Source organism: Pedobacter steynii (genome assembly GCF_900103665.1).
GTDB classification, from domain to species: Bacteria; Bacteroidota; Bacteroidia; order Sphingobacteriales; family Sphingobacteriaceae; genus Pedobacter; species Pedobacter steynii.
The window spans coordinates 323,225-345,522 of sequence record NZ_FNGY01000008.1 but is presented as its reverse complement, the minus strand read 5'-3'; the positions used below and the strand labels follow the sequence as shown (position 1 = coordinate 345,522).

Here is a 22,298-nt window from a genome sequence, read left to right as displayed (position 1 = left end):
AAGTTCTTAGCCTTTCCTTTTCAGAATAGGTAAATTGGGATTATTATTAACCTAACTAACTGAACCACTTGAAAAGAAAAGACTTTCTCTACTTATCCGGAATAGGGATGGGCGCGCTGATGCTTCCTGACCTCTCTGCTTTCGGAAATCCAATAGATCCCTTACAAGCACTGGAGGGAGTAGATGTAAAAATTAAAAAAGAACTCGCCGATGTGGCATTAAATGCTGCAAAATCTAAAGGTGCTACTTATGCCGATATCCGGATCGGACGTTACCTCAATCAATTTGTCGCCACGCGTGAAAAAAGAGTTCAGGGGGTAGCGAATACAGAATCCTTCGGTATTGGTGTGCGGGTGCTGGCTAATGGCTGCTGGGGTTTCGCGGCAACAAACAAGGTGACCAAAGAGGATGTCGCCAAAGCGGCAGAACAAGCAGTAGCAGTGGCGAAAGCGAATGCTAAAATACAAGGTGAACCTGTTCAACTGGCCCCACAGAAAGGTTTTGGAGAGGTAAGCTGGAAAACACCTATAGAAATCAATGCCTTTGAAGTTCCGGTAAAGGAGAAGGTAGACCTGCTGTTGAACGTGAATGACATCGCCATGCAAAATGGCGCAAGCTTCGTCAACTCGGTCATCTTTGCCGTCAATGAACAAAAATACTTTGCCTCCACAGACGGTTCTTATATAGATCAGGACATTCACCGCATCTATCCCTCATTTAATGTAACAAGGATAGACCGGGAGTCCGGAAAATTCCAAACAAGATCAGCATTGAGCTCCCCAATGGGAATGGGCTATGAATACATGAATGCCCGCCCTCAGGATAAGGTGCAGGGGATAGTAACCCGATATAAAGGTCGTTACGACATGCTGGAAGATGCCAAATCCGCAGCGCTGAACGCCAGCGAGAAGGTAAAAGCGAAATCTGTAGAGCCAGGAAAATATGACCTGGTACTGGATCCTTCGCATTTATGGCTCACGATCCATGAATCTGTTGGTCACCCGACAGAGTTGGACAGGGTATTGGGATATGAAGCGAATTATGCGGGAACAAGCTTCCTGACCCTCGATAAATGGAAGTCTAAGAAATTTAAATTCGGCAGCGACAGGGTAAATGTGATTGCGGATAAAACTCAGGTCGGTTCATTGGGCGCAGTAGGATATGATGATGAAGGGGTGAAATGTAAAAAATGGGACATCATTAAAGATGGAGTTCTGGTCAACTATCAGGCGACCCGCGATCAGGCCCACATCATTGGACTTGATGAATCTCAGGGCTGTTGCTATGCCCAGGGCTGGGATGATGTGCAGTTTCAGCGGATGCCGAACATCTCGCTGGAAGCAGGAAAAGAAAAGCTAAGTGTAGATGATATGATAAAGAATGTAGAGAAGGGGATCTATATCATCGGAAACGGGAGTTTCTCCATTGATCAGCAACGCTATAATTTCCAGTTCGGCGGACAAACATTTTATGAGATTAAAAATGGGAAAATCGCAGGCATGCTGAATGATGTGGCCTACCAGTCGAACACCCAGGAGTTCTGGAATTCCTGCTCGGCAATATGCGATCAGCGCGATTACCGTTTAGGTGGTTCGTTCAATGATGGTAAAGGACAACCTTCGCAAAGCAGCGCAGTGTCTCATGGTAGTGCAACTACCCGTTTTAATGGAGTTAATGTTATTAATACAGCAAGAAAGATTTAATTATGGCCATATTAAATAAAGAAGAAGCCCAGGCAATACTAAAAAAAGTACTTAGCTTTTCAAAAGCAGAGTTCTGTGAAATCAGTCTGAACGGTTCCGATGGTGGAAATATCCGCTATGCGAGAAATGCAGTGTCTACCGCAGGGCAAATCAGCGTGATGGACCTTTCCGTAAGTTCCACCTTTGGCAAGAAAACAGGAACAGCAACCATCAATGAGTTTGATGATGCCTCCCTGCAAAAAGTAGTGAAAAGAGCGGAAGAACTGGCGATGCTGGCCCCGGAAAACCCGGAATTTATGCCGCTGCTCGGTGCTCAGGATTTTGAGGAATCGCCAACATATAATGAAAATACAGCGGCAATGACGCCGGATACCAGGGCCGAAATGGTGGGCAAAAGCTTGCAGGTTTCTAAGGCAGCCAACCTGGAAGCCGCGGGATTCCTGGAGAACTCCACACGGTTTGGCGCAATCATGAACTCTAAAGGGTTGTTTGCCTATAATAAGAGAACAAATGTCGCTTTCTCGGTAACCGTAAGAAATCAGGCAGGCACAGGCTCAGGTTATATCGAACAGCAATTCAATGACCTGGATAAAATGGATACACTGGCCCTAAGCAAGATTGCGGCATCAAAAGCCCTGGGCTCTGCGACTGCAAAAGCAATCGAACCAGGGAAATATACGGTGATATTGGAACCGTTGGCAGCAAGTGATATGCTGGGAAATATGTTCAGAGGATTTGATGCACGCAGTGCAGACGAGGGTAGAAGTTTTATGAGTAAAAAAGGAGGGGGAACCCGACTTGGTGAACAACTGTTCTCTGAAAATGTAAATATTTACTCCGATCCGATGAATCCTGAAGTCCCTTCAGCCGCATGGAGCGAGGATGGGTTGAAAGTGAAAAGAACGCAATGGGTGGAGAAAGGAGTGGTGAAAAACCTGGCCTATTCCAGATATTGGGCAGGGCAAAAAGGTGTAGAACCGGTTCCTTTTAACCGCAGTATCGTAATGGAAGGTGGTACGCAGTCTTTAGAAGAACTGATAAAAAGCACGGAAAAGGGAATATTGGTTACGCGGTTTTGGTATATCCGGTCTGTAGATCCGCAAACGTTATTGCTGACAGGGCTTACCAGGGATGGTACGTTTTATATTGAGAATGGAGAGATTAAGTTTCCAGTGAAAAATTTTAGGTTCAATGAAAGTCCGGTGATTATGCTGAACAATGTAGAAGCATTGGGTAAGCCGGTTAGAACCGGAAGCGGCATGATTCCTCCAATGAAGATCAGGGACTTTACTTTTACTTCTTTGTCTGATGCGGTTTAGGTTTTGAAAGAGCAGGATTGCAAGAGTATTATTACAAAAGCAGGATTGAAAGAGTATTATACAAGAGCAGGATTGAAAGAGCAGGATTGAAAGAGCAGGGTTGAAAGAGCAGGGTTGAAAAAGAAGCATTACTAATCAAAGGCTGGAATGTTTGCCCTGAAGGGGGCAAATCTTCCTATGCCTTTTCTTAGAACGCATCTTTTTCCTGGAAGGCCCCTCACAGTTTTCATAGAGAAGTGTTCGAACTAAATTTATTTAGCCTTATTACTTGCTAAGATCATTTGATTTTTGGAAACTATCATCATCGAGGTTGAGCCGATACAATTTGTTTTGAAACTTTCATCGACACCGAAATATTCGGACGATCATATTTAGACCATTATTATGATTACTAATTTATAGAAATTGAGAAGAAGAGACTTTTTATACATGACCGGAGTTGGCATTGGTGCCTCGATGGTTCATTTGCCGCTTTTTGGAAAAGAGATTAGTGTGGAAGATGCATTAACGCCTGTTGATGTTCAGTTGAAAAAGAGGATGGCTGATGTTGCCCTCAATGCGGCCCGTTCAAAAGGGGCGACCTATGCAGATGTTCGCATTGGCAGGTATTTGAATCAGGTGATCGCCACCAGGGAAAGTCAGGTGCAGAACATCGCCAATTCTGAGTCTTACGGAATGGGAGTAAGGGTCATTGCCAACGGAAGCTGGGGTTTTGCAGCAACCAACAATCTGGACAATGACAGCATCGCCAAAGCAGCGGAAATGGCAGTAGCGATTGCTAAGGGAAATGCGAAGCTTTTGGTGGAGCCGGTACAACTTGCTCCACAGAAAGGGTTTGGTGAGGTGAGCTGGAAAACACCATTGGAAATCAATGCTTTTTCGGTTCCGATAACAGATAAGGTGAATATGTTGCTGAATGCAAATAATGAAGCGGTTAAAGGAGGGGCAAAGTATGTGAATTCTAATCTTTTTATGGTGAATGAACAGAAATATTTCGCTTCTACGGATGGTTCGTATATTGACCAGGATATTCATCGGATCTGGCCAACATTTACGGTAACCAGGATTGATCCGGCAGGAGGGAAATTTGAAACCAGAAATGCCTTGAGCGCGCCGATGGGAATGGGATATGAATACCTGACACCCAAAGCGTCAGAGAAGATAAAAGGTGGGCCGGTAACGATGTATAAGAAACGCTATGATTTGCTGGAAGATATTAGAGAGGCCACGACGCATGTGGCAGAAAAGCTGAAAGCGAAACCGGTGTTGCCAGGGAAGTATGATTTGGTGCTGGATCCTACACATTTATTTCTAACGATTCATGAGTCTGTAGGGCATCCGACAGAACTGGATAGAGTGCTGGGATATGAAGCCAATTATGCAGGAACAAGTTTCCTGACGCTGGATAAATGGGAAAGTAAGAAGTTTAATTTTGGAAGTAAAGTAGTCAATGTTATTGCGGATAAAACGGAATCGGGATCATTGGGCGCAGTGGGATATGATGATGAAGGGGTGAAATGTGGGAACTGGGATATCATCAGGGATGGAATTCTGGTGAATTACCAAACGATCAGAGATCAGGCACATATTCTTGGCCTTAAAGCTTCTCAGGCCTGCTGCTATGCCGATAGTTGGGAAAGCATTCAGTTTCAACGGATGCCAAATGTTTCTCTTGCGCCAGGTGAAAGTGTTTTAAGTGCCGCTGATCTGGTGAAAAATGTCGAAAAGGGAATTTATATGTTCGGCCGGAACTCTTATTCTATCGATCAGCAGCGCTATAACTTTCAGTTCAGTGCTCAGCTGGCGTATGAAATTAAAGAGGGCAAAATAGTGGGCATGCTTAAAGATGCATCTTATCAGGCCAATACACAGGAGTTTTGGAATTCATGTACTCAGCTGTGCGACAAAAACGACTATCGCTTAGGTGGAACCTTTGCTGATGGAAAAGGGCAGCCAGGCCAGGTGAGTGCCGTTTCTCATGGAAGTCCGACTACAAGATTTAATGGCGTAAATGTGATCAATACAGGAAGAAAATTAGGCTAAAAACATAGGAGAGTCCGGGTGTTTAACCTGTAACTTTTTCAGACAGTTAGCGTCTTATTGTTGTTATTAATTAACCTTAAACCCACCTTAACTTGAAACGAAGAAATTTTATTTACTTAACAGGCGTTGGAGCAGCCGCTGCGATGCTTCCCGCTATTCCTGTTTGGGGGAACGAAATCTCCCCGGAAAGGGCCCTCGAGTACATCGACCCCGCCGCTAAAAAGATCCTGAGCGATGTAGCCATGAATGCCGCACGCTCAAAAGGAGCAACTTATACCGACGTTCGGGTAGGGCGTTACCTGAACCAGTTTGTGGTTACCCGAGAGGATAAAGTGCAAAATATTGTGAATACTGAATCTTATGGGGTTGGTATCCGCGTGATTGCCAACGGATGCTGGGGCTTTGCGGCCACAGATAAAATGGACAAAGACAGTATTGCTAAAGCGGCAGAACTGGCGGTATCTATTGCCAAAGAAAACGGTCGCCTGCAATCTGAACCGGTAAAACTGGCACCGCAAAAAGGTTATGGAGAGGTGAGCTGGAAAGCACCAATCGAGAAGAATGCTTTCGAAGTACCAATCAAAGAGAAAGTTGACCTACTCTTATCGGTGAATGATGCCGCCATGAAGGGCGGAGCAGATTACATCAACTCGGTCATCTTTACGGTCAACGAACAAAAATATTTCGCCTCTACGGACGGCTCTTACATCGACCAGGATATTCACCGCATCTGGCCAACTTTCTTTATCACCAAAATCAATAAGGAAACAGGAAAATTTGAAACCCGAAACTCTTTAAGTGCTCCTACAGGTAAAGGTTATGAATACCTGGATGCCAGACCAGAAGATAAGATTAAAACAGCTTCAGGAACGCTTTATAAGGGACGATATGATATGCTTGAAGATGCCAAACAGGCGGCAGCTCAGGTGGGTGAAAAATTAAAAGCCAAATCTGTTGAACCAGGTAAGTATGACCTTGTCCTGGATCCTTCACACCTCTGGCTAACGATTCATGAATCCTGTGGACACCCTACAGAGCTGGATCGTGTATTGGGCTATGAAGCCAATTTTGCGGGTACAAGTTTTCTTACGCTGGACAAATGGGAATCTAAAAAATTCCAGTATGGAAGTAAAGAAGTGAACATTACGGCCGACAAAACTGAAATTGGTTCCCTGGGGGCTGTAGGTTATGATGATGAAGGCGTAAAATGCGGTCAATGGGATGTGATCAAAGATGGAGTACTGGTGAATTATCAGGCAATCCGCGATCAGGCACATATCGTCGGTCTGGACCATTCTCAGGGATGCTGTTACGCGGATAACTGGAGCAGTGTTCAGTTCCAGCGCATGGCAAACATCTCTCTGCAGCCAGGTAAAAAGGCGTTGAGCATCGCAGATCAGATAAAGAACGTAGAAAAAGGGATTTATATCGTAGGAGATGGCAGCTTCTCTATCGATCAGCAACGCTACAATTTCCAGTTCGGCGGACAGCTTTATTATGAGATTAAGGCCGGTAAAATCGTCGGCATGCTTAAAGATGTTGCTTATCAGGCCAATACGCAGGAGTTCTGGAATTCCTGTGTTGCAGTTTGCGATAAAAGTGATTACCGCTTAGGGGGATCATTCTTTGATGGTAAGGGACAGCCAAGTCAGTCGAGTGCAGTATCTCATGGATCTTCCACTGCGCGCTTCAATGGAGTTAATGTGATCAATACAGCTAGAAAAATCGGATAGGAATCATGGCAATACTAACTAAAGAACAAGCAAAAGCACTTTTAACGAAAGTCCTTAGCTACTCAAAAGCAGAACAATGTGAAGTAAACCTCAGCGGTTCCGATGGTGGTAACATCAGATATGCGAGAAGTTCAGTGTCTACCAGCGGTGGAATCAGTACGAACAGCCTGGTGGTGAATTCCGCCTTTGGAAAAAAATCGGGTGTAGCCACGATCAATGAGTTTGACGATGCTTCTCTCGAAAAAGTAGTGAGAAGAGCAGAAGAACTGGCACAGCTGGCTCCCGAAAACCCAGAGTTTATGCCTTTCCTCGGCCCACAGGAATATGGACCGGAATCGCCTACATTTTCTGAGGCCACTGCCGCCATGGGCCCTAAAGAACGAGCCGATGCGGTACAAGCGAGCCTAAATCAGGCCAAAGAAAATAAACTGAATGCGGCCGGATTCCTTTCCAATAGCGCAGGGTTTTCTGCGATGATGAACAGCAATGGCTTATTTGCTTATAACAAATCTACCGATGTGGCCTTTAATATTACCATCAGAACAGAGGATGGAAAAGGTTCAGGATACGCGACTAAAGGGTATAACGATTATACCAAACTCAATACTAAAGCCGATACTGCCATCGCAGCGAAAAAAGCCCTTGCTTCTGTAACAGCAAAAGCGATAGAGCCAGGAAAATATACGGTTATCCTCGAACCAACAGCTGTTGCAGTGATGCTGGAAAACTTATTCTTTGATCTTGATGCGAGACAGGCAGATGAAGGTCGCAGTTCGATGAGCAAGCCGGGAGGGAAAACAAAAGTAGGAGAACAGCTACTGGACGAAAGGGTAAACATCTACTCCGATCCCTGGAATCCGGAACTGCCTACCTCGAACTGGAATGGCGATGGAAGACCTCAGCAAAAAGTCAACTGGATCGAAAAAGGAGTGGTGAAAAACTTATATACCTCCAGATATTGGGCCGAAAAGACTGGGATAAAATCACTTCCCTCTCCGGATGGGGCAATTATGGTTGGTGGCACCAAAACACTTGAAGAGCTGATCAAAGGCACGGAAAAGGGAATTCTGGTGACCAGGTTATGGTACATTCGCCCGGTTGATCCGCAGACTTTACTGTTAACAGGACTGACCAGGGACGGTACGTTTTATATTGAAAATGGAGAGATTAAATTCCCTGTTAAGAATTTCAGATTTAATGAAAGTCCAATCATTATGTTAAATAATCTTGACGAAATGGGACGGTCGGAAAGGACGGTTAGTGCAGAATCAAATACAAATTATTTGTTGCCACCGTTGAAAATCAGGGATTTCACGTTTACTTCTTTATCTGACGCGGTTTAGTTTTTTTAAAGAGCAGTGTTGAAAGAGCAGTATTGAAAGAGCAGGATTGAAAGAGTAGTATTGAAAGAGTAGTATTGAAAGAGTAGTATTGAAAAAGAAGCATTACTAATCAAAGGCTGGAATGTTTGCCCTGAAGGGGGCAAATCTTCCTATGCCTTTTCTTAGAACGCATCTTTTTCCTGGAAGGCCCCTCATAGTTTTCATAGAGAAGTGTTCGAACTAAATTTATTTAGCCTTATTACTTGCTAAGGTCATTTGATTTTTGGAAACTATCATCATCGAGGTTGAGCCGATACAATTTGTTTTGATTTTGACAGTGTTTAAGCTGAACTCAGGTTACCTTGGTTAGTCTGATTCAGCTCGCTTTAACTTGAAGCTACTCAGTTGAGGTCACATTATCTTGGCTAATCTCATATAGTTTGATTTGAAGTTGTTCAAGCTGTATTCATATTGTCGGAGTTGACCTTGATACCAATAATTTAAGCTATTTCACACTACTTGTCTAGTCTAATACAGTTTGTGTTGAAGTTATTCAAGCTGTATTCATATTGTCGGAGTTGACCTTGACACCAATAATTTAAGCTATTTCACACTACTTGGCTAATCTCATATAGTTTGATTTGAAGTTATTCAAGCTGCACTCATATTGTCGGGGTTGACCTTGAAACCATTGGTTGAAGCTATTTAAGCTAGGTTCAAACTACCTGGCTGAGCTGATTCAATGAGTTTCAATCTGAAGCTATTTAAAGTAAAAATACGCGATATGAATTGATCCTTTGAAGTAGTAAATAATTATTGACCAAATACTGCTCGGAATCATTCAGCAATATTTGGTCAATAATTTAGAATAAAAAAGATCCCTGCTCAGAAAAGGCCTAGGAAATTTGCCCCCTTCAGGGCAAAGATTCCAGCCTTTGAAGAGTCAGGGATCTTTTTTAACAAAAGCAGGATTAAAAACAGCCTTTATTTATTGATATTCGGATTATTATCTAACTCCGCCTGTGGCAGAGGAATCAGGTAATATGGACTATTCGGTACAAAGTTCGGTTTCTCTTTATCTGGAAATTTAAGCGTGGTATGTTGTTTCGCCAATACCTCTTTAGTTTTCCCATCAGGGGTAATCACTGTCACTTTTAGTGGTTGTCCGTCTGCACCCAGAGCAGGAAGTCGAACTACTGCAGATTGTGTTCTCAGGATATCTGACAAAGAAAAACCTTCTCCCCATAATTCCTTCCTTCTTTCTATCAGAATAGCAGCAATCACTTCTTCTTTAGATTTTGACCCCAATATAAATGGACTCGCTTGTCTGGCGCTGAGTAACTCATTCAGAACTGTCGTAGCGTTGGAAAGATCACCATTTCTGGCATAACCCTCTGCTGCGATAAGCGTCATTTCTGCTGACCTCATCATCACAATATCACCTGTTACATCCGGTCGGAATTTGAATTTCTGATAGCGCAGATAGCCTTCTCTTCCCGGTAATCCGTCCCATAAGAACAATTTAGTCCTGATATCCGTGGCATCAAAAAGCTTTAGAAAGTTTGGATCAGCCATAAAGCTGTAATAATAAGCAGCGCTGGTAGCCACATCAATATAATGGAAGCTATAACTGGCATTACTTTGATCCGCCTGTTGTGCCTGCCCCCAAATCCATTCACTGTTTTTAAGGTCATTAAATCCATTGGCATATTCGCCTGCAGACATATAAGTGTAGTTTTTCTTAGCTTCCAGCGCCTCTTGCGCGGCAAGGTCCCATTTGCCCATATTCAGATAAGTTCTGGCAAGCAAACCATGTACAACATCAATATTGATTTTGTATTTTGTCGTATTCGGACGTTTATAAGTCGGCAGTGACTGGGCAGCCTGGGTTAAATCTGAAACGATCAGCTTATAGATGTCTTCCAGACTTGACTTTGCCTTAGGTTCTGTCGCAGGTGTAGTCGGTTCTGTGTAAAGCGGAACTCCTTTTGCCAAGGGGTTGACCTGGTAATTGAACTGATAATAGGTAACCAGATTCAAATAGCTATTTGCCCTTAGGGCAAGTGCCTGTGCTTTGATTCTCGCTTTGTCGGCCTCAGGTCCGGACGCAGCATCGATTTTAGTGATGATGTTATTGCAATTGTCAATCACTTTGTAAAGGATGGTCCATATGGCACTCAGGCGACTGGTATTCGATGCATGACTGAAATTATAGGAATCTGCATATCCATATTTATTTTGAATAATGGCCACATCATCGCCCATGGCATCACTCATTCTCAGGATGGTAGAATAGCCGGGATTTGCAAAAGTGAAGAAAGTTTCGTGCATATAGGCCCATGTACCATTCAGGACCGTTTCAATGTTTGCTGTGTTGGAATAAATCGCTGAAGATTCCACTGAATTCGTCGGACTGGTATTCAAGTCTTTCTTGCAACCCAGGAAAGGGATCAGAAAGACAGCAGCAATGATATAAGTGAGTTTATTTAAATTCATTGTCGTAAGATTAAATTAGAAAGTAAGGTTAAGCCCTGCAGAGAAGGTCTTCATAGAAGGATACCTGAAATAGGTCGTTCCTTCGATTGTTTGCTCCGGGTCCATTCCTTGATGACCATAAAAAGTAAGCAGGTTTTCTCCTGTTAGCGTCAGCTTTAAGTTGTATAAGCCCCATTTACTAGCTAAAGACTTAGGCAAACTGTAACCGACAGTCAGGTTTTTAAGACGCGCATAAGTTGCACTATATAAAAATCTTGTGGAAGCCTGTGCCCATCCTGCATCGTCGGTAATTAATCGCGGTACATCTGTATTGCGGTTCTCAGGAGTCCAGTGTGTAAGAATTTCTTTCGACCATGGACGGCCGATAGATCTTCCCGCATGCATTAATCCCATATAATCGCCATCAAGGATCTTACCACCAATGCTGTAGGACAATAGGGCAGAGATTTCAAATTCTTTATAATTGAAAGTATTTGAAATACCACCCGTAAGAACAGGTAAAGAAGTTTTCTGAACATATTGGGTCACGCTGGAATACACATTTGTCAATACTTTATTTCCGGCATCATCCGTTCTATACCACTGAGGGTCTCCATTTTCAGGATTCACACCAGCCCATTCTCTCAGGAAGAAATCAGAAGTAGTACCACCTACACGCATGATTTTGGTGGCAGTTTTAATCTCCTTTTGAGGAAGTGCTGTGATGGTATTTTTATAATGGGTAGCATTCAGACTGATGGTCCACCTGAAGTCTGTATTACGTACCGGAACTGCATTTAACTGAACTTCAATACCTGTATTTTTTAAGGCACCAATATTGTCATCGATAGAACCAAATCCTAATGAAGGCGCTTTCGGACGACTGAACAGTAAATCTTTAGACCTTCTGTCAAAATATTCTATCGTACCGCTGATGCGATCGTTGAACAAACCAAAATCAAGACCTATGTTCAGGTTCAGGTTGGATTCCCATTTCAGATCAGGAGTTTCCAATCTGGAAGTCACCAATCCGTTTTCGCCAAGGTTACTCTTAATGGAGTAAAGGCCTTTATAAGCATAATAGGTACCGATATTGTCATTTCCCTGTGCTCCATAACTGCTTCTTAGCGTTAATGTGCTTAACCAGGGTGTTTCTTTCAGGAAAGCTTCTTCTGAAATTTTCCAGGAAGCACCCAGCGACCAGAATGTTCCCCATCGTTGAGCAGGGGAGAACCTCGAGGTACCATCTGACCTTAGGGAAGCAGACAGGAAATAACGTTTCTTATAATCATACTCTGCTCTTCCAAGGAAACTCAATAGCGTATAATCAATGGAGTTTCCACTAAACCCAGTGAGTTGTGCAGCGGCATCAGGTTCGTCAAAACCAGGAAGAACAAAACGTTGTCTTGAGCCGGAAATGACCCTATAATTGTATTTATAAAGCTCCTGACCTGCCAGTAAGTTCAGGTGATGGTCTTCTTTGAAAGTTTTATCATAGGTAAGGATGTTATTCCAGGTCCAGGAATAAGTCCTGCTGTTGCTTTTAGAAACGTCACCCTGTGTCGATACGCCGTCTCCTAATAATGGATTTGTGTAATTATGGACGTTATTGTTTAAATAATCACTGCTATAACTTGTTTTAAGCGTCAGTTCAGGAATGATGGTCGCTTCAAGAAAGGCCCTTGCAGAGACATTGTCCTTCATGATTTGAGATTTATCCAGGCCTACTGTTGCCGGAAGATTGCTTCTTGGAATGGCTGAAGCTGGACGGTAAGCACCAAAATCTGGCACCTTATTTCCGTTTCCATCTAACTTAAACGATCCGTCGGGGTTACGTTCAAAAATGGGATAGAAGCTCGGAATCGCTCTTGAATACTGAATTACGTTAGCGGTATTGCTGTCTTCTGAAGTTGGATAATCCTGCAATGAGTTTGCGGCAGAAACGTTTAAACCCGCCTTAAGCCATTTTTTTGCCTGTGTAGTCAGGTTAATTCTCGCATTGTATCGTTTGTATCCTGAAGCCAATGCAATCCCTTTATCATTAAGGTATCCTCCGGAGATGTAATACTGACTCTTTTCAGAACCTCCGTTAAAACTTAGGTCTCCCTGAGTCCTTCTGGCCGTTTGTTGGGTCGCTTTTCCCCAGTCATTATCCCATAGAGGTGTAGCTCCCGGAACAATTTTTCCATCTAATCCTACCGGACTAGGGTAGTTCGGACCATAAGGATTGATGCCGAGGTCGGTAATCAGCTGGCGACCGGCAGCAAGTCCAAGTGCCTCATCTGTAAAAGTAGGGTTCGATACCCTTAGTTTGTTTTTTGCTGCTAACCAATAGCTTTCAAAATACTCATTGGTCGTTACCTGTTCGTAGTCTTTTACGGCACGCTTGGAAATCCCCTGACTGAAACTGGCATTGATTTGTGTATCTCCACCTTTCTTGCCTGTTTTCGTAGTGATGATAATCACCCCATTGGCACCTCTAGAACCATACAATGCACTGGAAGCAGCATCCTTCAATACACTGATCGATTCTATGTCGCTCGGATTTATCGAACTTAAGTCGCCGGAAAATGGGTTTCCATCAACTACATATAAAGGAGCACTGGAAGCATTAATGGAGCCAATTCCGCGGATACGAATGGTAGCTGAAGTACCAGGTTGTCCGCTGGCAGCCACGGCCTGAACGCCGGGTGCCAAACCTTGTAATGCTTTAGTGATATTAGAAACCTGTCTGTTTTGAAGCTGATCCCCACTGATTCGTGATACAGATCCGGTAATGTCCCTTCTTTTTGCAGTACCATAAGCGACTACTACCACTTCATCCAGTTCATTGGAAGCATCGGTTAACACTACATTTAAGTTTTCACCTGCTTTAGCACTGAGATCCTGACTGGCAAAACCAAGGAAGGAAAAAGTCAGCGTCTCCTGGGCATTGCTGAGCTTTAATTTGAAATTACCCAAATGATCGGTTGTTGTACCGGATTTAGATCCTTTAATCAGGATACTGACCCCAGGGAGGGGAAGTTTGGTTCCTTTTTCAATTACTTTACCTGTGACTTGATACACGTCCTGGGCCTTTGCAAATTGAATGAAGAACAAAAGAAATAAAATAGATAATCTTGTTTTCATTAGAATACACTTGTTTTTTTAGAGATGATGAAGCCATCATCAGCATATGGATTGCTTTTTATAAGCTTATGCTTAGGATGGTTTCATCAGAAAATTTGTTAGTTAATTAATGATTGTTGCTTCCCTTAAAGCTTTCCCGATGGAAAATTTTAGGCATTAGTTTCCCTCAGCCTTTTCAAAAGGCTGTGTGGTCTTGTTAATGAGTTAAATTAATGTAGGATTAGGCCATACAACAACACATTCGAAGTGTTGGCTGGCGATTGAGGATTAAGCTTGTTGTGAAATCAACAACTTGATAGAGATAAAGTAGAAAATTGCTCATAATGTGTCTTATATGGATTACGCGTTACGGCTGCAAATATAAATAAAAACACTACTAAATCGGTAGACTTTAAGTGAAATCTATCAGAGAATTGTCAAAAGAGCAATTTAATTGTCGTTTGTGGGTATGAGAGGGGATGTGGTTAAGGTTAAGCAATTGATAATGTTCAATTGCTTCGTGAAAGAAATGAGCAAAATATTTGTTATCAGGATGGAGGATGGGTGGATGGATTCGGAGTTGATTTCTGCGCAAACGATTGATTTCTTATTCAGTTTTTCAATCTGATCCATTCCTCCGCTATTTTACGTAAATGAAATAAAAAGTTTTAATAACATTGTTTTTACCGCTCATGCATCGATAAAGGCCTAAAATCAGCTATTTTGACCGGAAGAAAAAGTAGCTGCAAGCAGTCATTTTTCAGGCTCAAACCGACAATATTTACGCAACCGTTTGCATGAAGAAACAAAAGGATATAAACGCTCTTTTTAGGGCCTTATACGCAGTAATTGCCCTTTTTTCCTCAAAGCATTTTTCCTCTTCAAAGGCACATACCACAGGAATAAATCACTCAGCAAGGCAAAATAGCTGTTTTATGGCATCTGGTGGGGCTGGGCTGTCTGCACAGTCCGTAGATTTATAGTCATAATTCCTATATTCGGCGCTACAACACACAAACACCTGGGATGACCAATGGAATGCCAACAGGTACCTGTCAGCATGAAATCTCAGAAAAACCTATTCTAAGAATGATGAAAAAATTATTTGGAGATGCTAACCCAAAAAACGCTGTTCTACTTGCGCTTGCTTTCCCCTTACTGGTTTCCTATATACCAGCATCGGCGATGCCAAAAATGAACATCGTAAAACAAGCCATGATGCGAGGTCAGAAAGTGATCAGCGCAAAAAAGATCAATTCCACTTCCGTGGAGTTATTGTTTTCCGACAACCAGCGGTTAACGCTCGATTTCTACGGAGGAAACATGTTCAGACTTTTCCAGGACAATTCAGGTGGATTTATCCGCGATCCTGAAGCCAAACCGGATGCTAAAATATTAGTCGATAACCCAAGAAGAGCGGTTTCAAAACTAGAGCTTAGCGACGATAATCATCAAATTACCATTTCTACAGATAAGATTACGGTACTCATCGATAAAAACACTTCTCTGTTAAAGGTCATTAATCAGGCCACCAAAGCAGTTGTTCTGGAAGAAGCAGCACCCATTAATTTTGAAAAAGGAAAGGTAACGCTCACTTTAAAAGAGCAGCCTCAGGAATATTTTTATGGTGGAGGGGTACAGAATGGCCGTTTCTCACATAAAGGAAAAGCGATCTCCATAGAGAACCAGAACAGCTGGACGGATGGGGGAGTTGCTTCTCCAACGCCTTTTTATTGGTCCTCAAACGGCTATGGCATGATGTGGCATACCTTCAAAAAAGGAAAGTACGACTTCGGGGCCAAAGAAAAAGGCCTGGTCAAGTTATCCCATGATTCTGATTATCTGGATGCTTTTTTTATGGTTAGTGACGGAGCCTCGGCATTGTTAAACGATTTTTATCAGCTCACCGGAAATCCGATTTTGCTGCCGAAATTTGGTTTCTATCAGGGACACCTGAATGCCTATAACCGCGATTTCTGGAAAGAAGACGAAAAAGGAACTTTATTTGAAGATGGCAAGCGATATAAAGAAGGTCAGAAAGACAATGGAGGAATAAAAGAATCCCTCAACGGCGAGAAGAACAATTACCAGTTTTCAGCCCGTGCGGTGATCGACAGGTATAAAAAGAACGACATGCCCTTTGGCTGGCTATTACCTAACGACGGTTATGGTGCTGGTTATGGACAGACAGAAACCTTAGATGGAAATATCCAAAACCTGAAAAGCTTAGGAGATTACGCCCGTAAGAATGGTGTAGAAATTGGTTTATGGACACAATCCGACCTTCATCCAAAACCTGAAGTCAGTGCCTTACTTCAAAGAGACATCATCAAAGAAGTGAGAGATGCCGGTGTTCGCGTTTTAAAAACCGATGTGGCCTGGGTAGGTGCCGGATATTCATTCGGACTTAACGGTGTTGCAGATGTTGCACAAATCATCCCTTATTACGGCAATAGCAGCAGACCGTTCATCATCTCTCTGGATGGATGGGCCGGTACGCAGCGTTATGCAGGTGTATGGTCTGGCGATCAGACCGGAGGTGTTTGGGAATACATCCGCTTCCATATCCCTACTTATATCGGCTCTGGCTTGTCCGGACAACCGAACATCACTTCAGACATGGACGGTATCTTTGGCGGTAAAAATCCTGCGATCAATGCCAGAGATTTCCAATGGAAAACCTTTACGCCAATGGAATTGAACATGGATGGATGGGGAGCGAATGAAAAATATCCGCATGCGTTGGCCGAGCCGGTTACTTCGATTAACCGCAATTATCTGAAACTCAAATCAGAGTTAATGCCTTATGCCTACAGCATTTCCAGAGCTGCAGTTACCGGTTTACCAATGATCAGAGCCATGTTCCTGGAATATCCAAATGCCTATACCCAGGGAACAGCTACTCAGTACCAATTCCTGTACGGTCCTTATTTCCTTGTAGCACCGATCTATCAGGCTACAAAATCCGACGACAAAGGGAACGACATCCGCAACGGCATCTATCTGCCTGAAGGAACCTGGATTGACTATTTCTCAGGAGAACAATACGCAGGAAACAGCATCCTGAACACCTTTGATGCGCCACTCTGGAAACTACCGCTTTTTGTTAAAAGCGGGGCAATTATCCCGATGTCAAATCCGAACAATAACGTGGCGGAAATCAATAAAGGTAAGCGCATCTATGAGTTTTATCCGGCTGGAAAAACCTCATTTACGGAGTATGACGATGATGGTGTTACCGAAGCCTATAAACTCGGCAAGGGTACTTCAAGCTTAATCGAGTCAGAACAGGATAAAAATAAAGTAACAGTGACCGTTCACCCGGCTAAAGGTGATTTCGACGGCTTTGTAAAAGAAAAAACGACGGAGTTCAGAATAAACGTTACAGAAAAACCAAAGAAACTCTCTGCAAAAATCGGAAACAATAAAGTCAAATTGACAGAAGTAAACTCAATCGAGGAATTCCAAAAAGCAGATAATGTATACTTCTATGAGGCTAAGCCGAACCTCAATAAATACGCGACTAAAGGTTCTGAGTTTGAAAAAGTGATCCTCACCAAAAACGCGCAGCTACTTGTAAAACTGGCCAGTACTGACATTGCCTTAAATGAGGTTTCTGTGGTAGTAGAAGGGTTTAAATTTGAACCTGTTGATCAGCAACGCATCTCATCCGGAACATTATCAGTTCCTGCAAACGCCCGTATTACAGAGAAAAACACAGAAGCATACACCTTAAAACCAACATGGAATAAAGTTGACCATGCCGATTTCTATGAAATAGATTTCAACGGTATGCATTATACCACGATCAGGGACACCACCTTGTTATTTGATGGATTACTGGCAGAAACGCCTTATTCCTTTAAATTACGTGCTGTAAATAAGGATGGTTTCTCAGACTGGACAGAGGTAAAGGCAACTACAAAATCTAATCCTTTGGAATTTGCCATTTCCGGAATCGTTGCGGAAACAACTGCGGAAAATCAGGAGGAATCAGAAATAGATAAATTGTTCGATTATGACGAAGGAAACATGTGGCATACCAAATGGGGTGTAAAATCTGTTCCTTTTGACATCGTCATGGACCTGAAATCAATTAACCAGCTGGACAAATTCCATTATCTGCCACGTAGGGGAAGAGGAAACGGAATATTGCTAAAAGGTAAAGTTTTCTATAGCAACAATAAGGAAAACTGGACAGAAGCAGGTTCATTTGAATGGAAAAACGCAGAAGATGTAAAAATATTCAACTTCGCTAACCACCCAACTGCCCGCTTCATTAAAATAGCTGTCGCCGATGCCGTTGGTGGTTTCGGTTCAGGCCGTGAATTGTATGTATTCAAAGTTCCAGGAACAGAAAGTTACCTTCCCGGCGATATCAACAACGATCGTCTGATTGACATGAATGATTTCACCTCATACACCAATTACACTGGACTGAAAAAAGGTGATGCGGACTTTGAAGGATACATCAGCAATGGTGACATCAACAAAAATGACCGTATTGACGCTTACGACATCTCGGTTGTAGCAACACAGCTTAGTGGCGGAGTAGAAGCTCCTAAAACAGAGAAAGTATCTGGTAAAATCGAAATCAGTGCGGCAAAACCGAGCTATAACAAAGACGAAATCGTCGAAATTAAAGTAAAGGGGCTAAACTTGAAATCGGTAAATGCACTAGGCTTCGCGTTGCCATACCTTTCAGCGGATTACGAATTTATAAGCGTGCAAAATCTAAATATTAAAGTAAAACAAATGGAAAACCTGACCAACGACAGGTTGCACACCAATGGCGACAAAGTTTTATATCCAACCTTTGTTAACGTAGGCAACAAAGAAACTTTAAATGGCAATACAGAGCTCTTCGTATTAAAATTAAAAGCAAAACGTAAACTAAACTTCAACCTTAAAGCTGTTGAGGGACTTTTAGTAGACAAAAACCTGAATACCGTTAAGTTCTAAAATTCCAATACCATAAAGAAAAACCCGCAGATATGATTTGCGGGTTTTTCTTTTTTAATACGGTATTATAGTTTCCTTAGTAAATAGTAAGTAGTAAGAGGCCAATTCCATGCCGCCCGGAATCTAGTATATTTCCGGTGTAATCTTATAAAAAAAGGAAAGTATGGATGAAGGCATAGAAAAATTTGCCCCTTCAGGCAAAGGTTTCAGCCTGAAAACAGCTTTCCTTTTTTTAAATCTTCAGCGCAAAATTCCGGAATGACCTACAAGTCAATGCGCGCTGTAAAAACCTGACCAAACCTATCTGTAGCAATAACCTCAACACTCTTTGCGACTGTAGAAGGATTTGCATAAAACAAATGATCTGTAAGAATCGGCTCTACCCAGGGCTGTTCCTGAGGCTTCACCGCACCCTCATACAAATCAATCGCCATCGGATCTTTCCCTGAAAATTGCGTCATAGTACCTTTCAACACACCATCTTCTTTCCATTTAACCTCCCATGAAGCATCCCAATTCCACACATTGGCCACCACTTGTCCAGGTCTTGCCTTATTACCCCGATCATAAACCCTGATCTGATGTTCCTTTTCCTTACCAATCGACTTATAATACCAGCTCAGCTGATTTCCTTTAACTTCATAGACGCCATATCCTTTGGGTGTACCGTCATAACAAACCGGTCCGCTCCACCATGCCCCACAAATCGCACCATGCACGATCTCATGCCTGTTTCCTTCCACAATGTGCTCATTAAAATGCGTATGGCCCGATAAAATATAGCTCTGATAAGGTTTCAATATCTGATACAACTGTTCCCGGTTAGACACCACATTGGCAATGTCATCTTCTTTAAGCCCGTACCGCCTTTTCTGTCCCGTATTGGTAGGAATATGAAGCGTAAGCACCACGGTTGTTCCCAGCGGCACATGTGATAAATCCTGTTCCAGCCAATGGAGTTGATTTTCTGTCAGGTAGCCGATATAACGTCTCCCCGTTCCCAGAAAAAACACATCATCCAAAGCTATATAATGAATCTTTCCCCGGTTGTAGGAATAATAAGAAGGACCAAAATTCTGTTTAAAAGTCCTGGCAGATAAATCATCGGTGCGGACATCAAGGTCCATATCGTGATTTCCGATCACCTGAAAAAAGGGAATGTCCGATTGACTAATGCTGTTTTTATAATCTTTAAATAACCTGAACTGGTCCCAGACGATATCTCCTGCACAAATGCCATGGATCAATGTTCCTGTAGGGTAGCTGGCCTTCAGCTTTACCAGATCCGGGCCTGCCTGAGTCAGGATATTTTGTGCATCTGCATCTGTCTGGATCTGCGGATCTGCCCACACCACAAATACATGCTCATCATCGTCTTTACCAAGCTTCTTAAGACTAAAATTATAATCTCCGGCAGCGATGGGCTTGTAGAACTGAGCGATTCCGGACTGATGGGTAAATTCATATCCGGACGGCTTGGTCAGGTAAATAAATTCGCTGCGCGGATCTCTTTGCAGTTCAAATGAGCCCTGGTGATCCGTAGTCACGATTGTAAAACCATCCGTAACGGGAACTCCCGGGATTCCTTTTCCCTGATCCGTTACTTTTCCGCTAACCATAGCATCTTTAAGAACAGGACTAAAAGATTTACGCTCCGCAAAAAGTGCTGTTGGAACGCTGAGTGCCGTGCCTAATAAGGCAATGCTTTTAAGAAATGACCTTCTTTTTTCCATAAAAATCGATTTTTCGGAAGAAACCCCGAATCCTGCAAAACTAAAATTATTCCAATACCATCGGGGTTAGCTGCAGGTTAACAATTTATTAAGCATCACCGTTAACTGCATAGAATCCCGGAAAGGATATAATAATTTGATAATGCTGACTAAACCTGTGGCGGACCTGATCTGAATAATTTTGACAAAAATTTACGGCGGGATCCATGGAATTATTTACAAACGATGTGCATGCAGCTCAGGAACTCAAAGACGGAAACGTCGAAGCTCTGGGGTATTTCTATCGTTTATACGAGCGCCAGGTCTATCAGTTCCTCTATACGTATTGCAGGGATCAGGATCTGGCAGAAGAAATGATCCAGTGTACTTTTATCAAAGTCTGGGAGAAAAGGAATCATCTTGACCTTTCCAAAAGTGCGAAGAACTGGATCTATACCATGGCCAAAAACCTGCTCATCGACTCCTTGCGTCAAACAAAACGTCAGGAGAAGGTATGGAGCCTCCATCCGGCAATCCCGGAACAGGACGACAGCACCCATAACCAGATTATCTACGCAGATTACCAGCGGATGATTGCCTCAGTTTTAATGAAATTGCCCAAAAGAAATCAGGAAGTGTTTGACCTGAGCCGGGGCCAGCAGTTCTCCAACAAGGAAATAGCGGATCAGTTGAACATCTCCCTGAAGGCAGTAGAGAAACACCTGACCAAAACCCTGCGCTTTTTAAGGGGCGTTCTCAAAGATGAGCAGTTGCTGATGCTCCTCATTCTGCTCCATCTTTAATTTTTTTATCTGTAGGGTAGGGTTGCCTGCCTCCGGATCCGTATAGCTTCATATCGACATGAAGAATACTCCGTTTACAAAAGAAATGATGACCCGCTTTTTTCAGCATACACTGGATGAAGAACAGCATCAGCAGATATTAGATTGGCTCAGCAGTTGCACTGAGGAAGAACAGGAAAGCTTTTTTAAGGCGCACCTGGATTACATCGATCAACAGCCTGTCACAATGACTAGCAGTAATGAGTCTGGTTTTGAAGAGCTGAGGGCAACTATACAGCGAAGAGAAAGGGTAAAGAAAAACTTTAGCACCTGGTCGATCCGTATTGCTGCCGTATTTTTTCCTTTCCTGATGGTATGGGCTTTATTCCTGCAGCCTAAGCCGGAACACAAAGCATTGCCACAAACTGAAAATGTTCCTGCGGTTAAAAATATAGAAATGAACAATTACGGAAGGCAGAACAGAGAAATCACCTTACCAGATTCCTCCGTAGTTACCCTGTATCCAGGTGCCTCATTACAATATTCTTCTCATTTCGTCCAGCAAAAGAGAACATTAAAACTCCGTGGAAAAGCCTTTTTTAATGTAAAACACGATGCCAATCATCCATTTATCGTCTATAGCGGGGAAGTTCAGACCCTAGTTCTTGGCACCTCATTCTGGGTTGATGCCCATCCCTCAGCTACCAGGGTCAGGGTAACCGTAAAAACGGGTAAAGTAGGTGTGAAAACCCTGCGGAATTCAACGGTATTCCTATTGCCGGATGAACAGGCTGTCTTTATAAAAAGCGAAGGAACATTGGCCAAAATAACCACTGCTAAAAACAGTAAAAAACAAGGAAACCAACATTTAACAAAATCGGAAACCCTGGCCCTGGCCTTTAATGAAACGCCTTTAAGTCGGGTTGCAACTTTGCTTGAAGAGCAGTTTAAGCTAAAAATCTACTTAGAAGACGAAAGCCTGTCCGGCCTGCACATCACCCTCAGTACCAAAGGGAAATCGCTGGAAAGTATCCTCGAAGAAATCAAAGCTCAGGCGCCGGTTCAATATGAACGAAAGGGCCGGGAAATCTACCTAAAAGAGAATAAAACTATAAAATAACACCACAGACAAATTATTC

The 22,298-nt window shown here is 42.9% G+C and carries 11 protein-coding genes; 8 read left to right on the top strand and 3 right to left on the bottom strand.

What is annotated here, in order from left to right:
• The first annotated feature begins 68 nt into the window (after positions 1-68).
• From BLQ87_RS22785 to BLQ87_RS22765, 5 genes are all read left to right on the top strand, one after another.
• Positions 69-1,703 (top strand): TldD/PmbA family protein, encoded by a 1,635-nt coding sequence (locus tag BLQ87_RS22785; RefSeq protein ID WP_074611217.1) that lies wholly within the window; start codon positions 69-71, stop codon positions 1,701-1,703.
• Positions 1,704-1,705: 2 nt separating this feature from the next.
• Positions 1,706-3,022, top strand: coding sequence for a TldD/PmbA family protein (locus tag BLQ87_RS22780; protein WP_074611216.1), 1,317 nt, complete (start codon positions 1,706-1,708; stop codon positions 3,020-3,022).
• 405 nt (positions 3,023-3,427) lie between these two features.
• On the top strand, positions 3,428-5,065 hold the full coding sequence (locus tag BLQ87_RS22775) for a TldD/PmbA family protein (protein WP_074611215.1): 1,638 nt from the start codon (positions 3,428-3,430) through the stop codon (positions 5,063-5,065).
• Between the two features lie 92 nt (positions 5,066-5,157).
• A complete protein-coding gene (locus BLQ87_RS22770) occupies positions 5,158-6,798 on the top strand; it encodes a TldD/PmbA family protein (protein WP_074611214.1) in 1,641 nt (546 codons plus the stop codon).
• Between the two features lie 5 nt (positions 6,799-6,803).
• A complete protein-coding gene (locus BLQ87_RS22765; RefSeq protein WP_074611213.1) occupies positions 6,804-8,141 on the top strand; it encodes a TldD/PmbA family protein in 1,338 nt (445 codons plus the stop codon).
• 963 nt (positions 8,142-9,104) lie between these two features.
• On the opposite strand, the gene BLQ87_RS22760 is transcribed toward BLQ87_RS22765, so the two are convergent.
• Both BLQ87_RS22760 and BLQ87_RS22755 read right to left on the bottom strand, forming a co-directional pair.
• Positions 9,105-10,616 (bottom strand): RagB/SusD family nutrient uptake outer membrane protein, encoded by a 1,512-nt coding sequence (locus BLQ87_RS22760; RefSeq protein ID WP_074611212.1) that lies wholly within the window; start codon positions 10,614-10,616, stop codon positions 9,105-9,107.
• Positions 10,617-10,631: 15 nt separating this feature from the next.
• A complete protein-coding gene (locus tag BLQ87_RS22755; RefSeq protein ID WP_216857842.1) occupies positions 10,632-13,724 on the bottom strand; it encodes a SusC/RagA family TonB-linked outer membrane protein in 3,093 nt (1,030 codons plus the stop codon).
• 1,068 nt (positions 13,725-14,792) lie between these two features.
• On the opposite strand from BLQ87_RS22755, the gene BLQ87_RS22750 reads away from it, so the two are divergent.
• Complete coding sequence (locus BLQ87_RS22750) at positions 14,793-18,665, top strand: TIM-barrel domain-containing protein (protein ID WP_216857841.1); 3,873 nt, start codon at positions 14,793-14,795, stop codon at positions 18,663-18,665.
• 263 nt (positions 18,666-18,928) lie between these two features.
• Here the strand turns inward: BLQ87_RS22750 and BLQ87_RS22745 are convergent, their stop codons facing one another.
• Positions 18,929-20,398 carry a calcineurin-like phosphoesterase C-terminal domain-containing protein gene (locus tag BLQ87_RS22745; protein ID WP_074611210.1) on the bottom strand — a complete coding sequence of 490 codons (1,470 nt, stop codon included), beginning with the start codon at positions 20,396-20,398 and terminating at the stop codon, positions 18,929-18,931.
• Between the two features lie 206 nt (positions 20,399-20,604).
• Between BLQ87_RS22745 and BLQ87_RS22740 the strand changes: the two genes are divergently transcribed.
• A complete protein-coding gene (locus BLQ87_RS22740; protein ID WP_074611209.1) occupies positions 20,605-21,180 on the top strand; it encodes an RNA polymerase sigma factor in 576 nt (191 codons plus the stop codon).
• A 58-nt stretch (positions 21,181-21,238) separates the two neighbouring features.
• Positions 21,239-22,279, top strand: a complete 1,041-nt coding sequence (locus BLQ87_RS22735) for a FecR family protein (RefSeq protein ID WP_083362013.1) — start codon at positions 21,239-21,241, stop codon at positions 22,277-22,279.
• Positions 22,280-22,298: the final 19 nt, after the last annotated feature.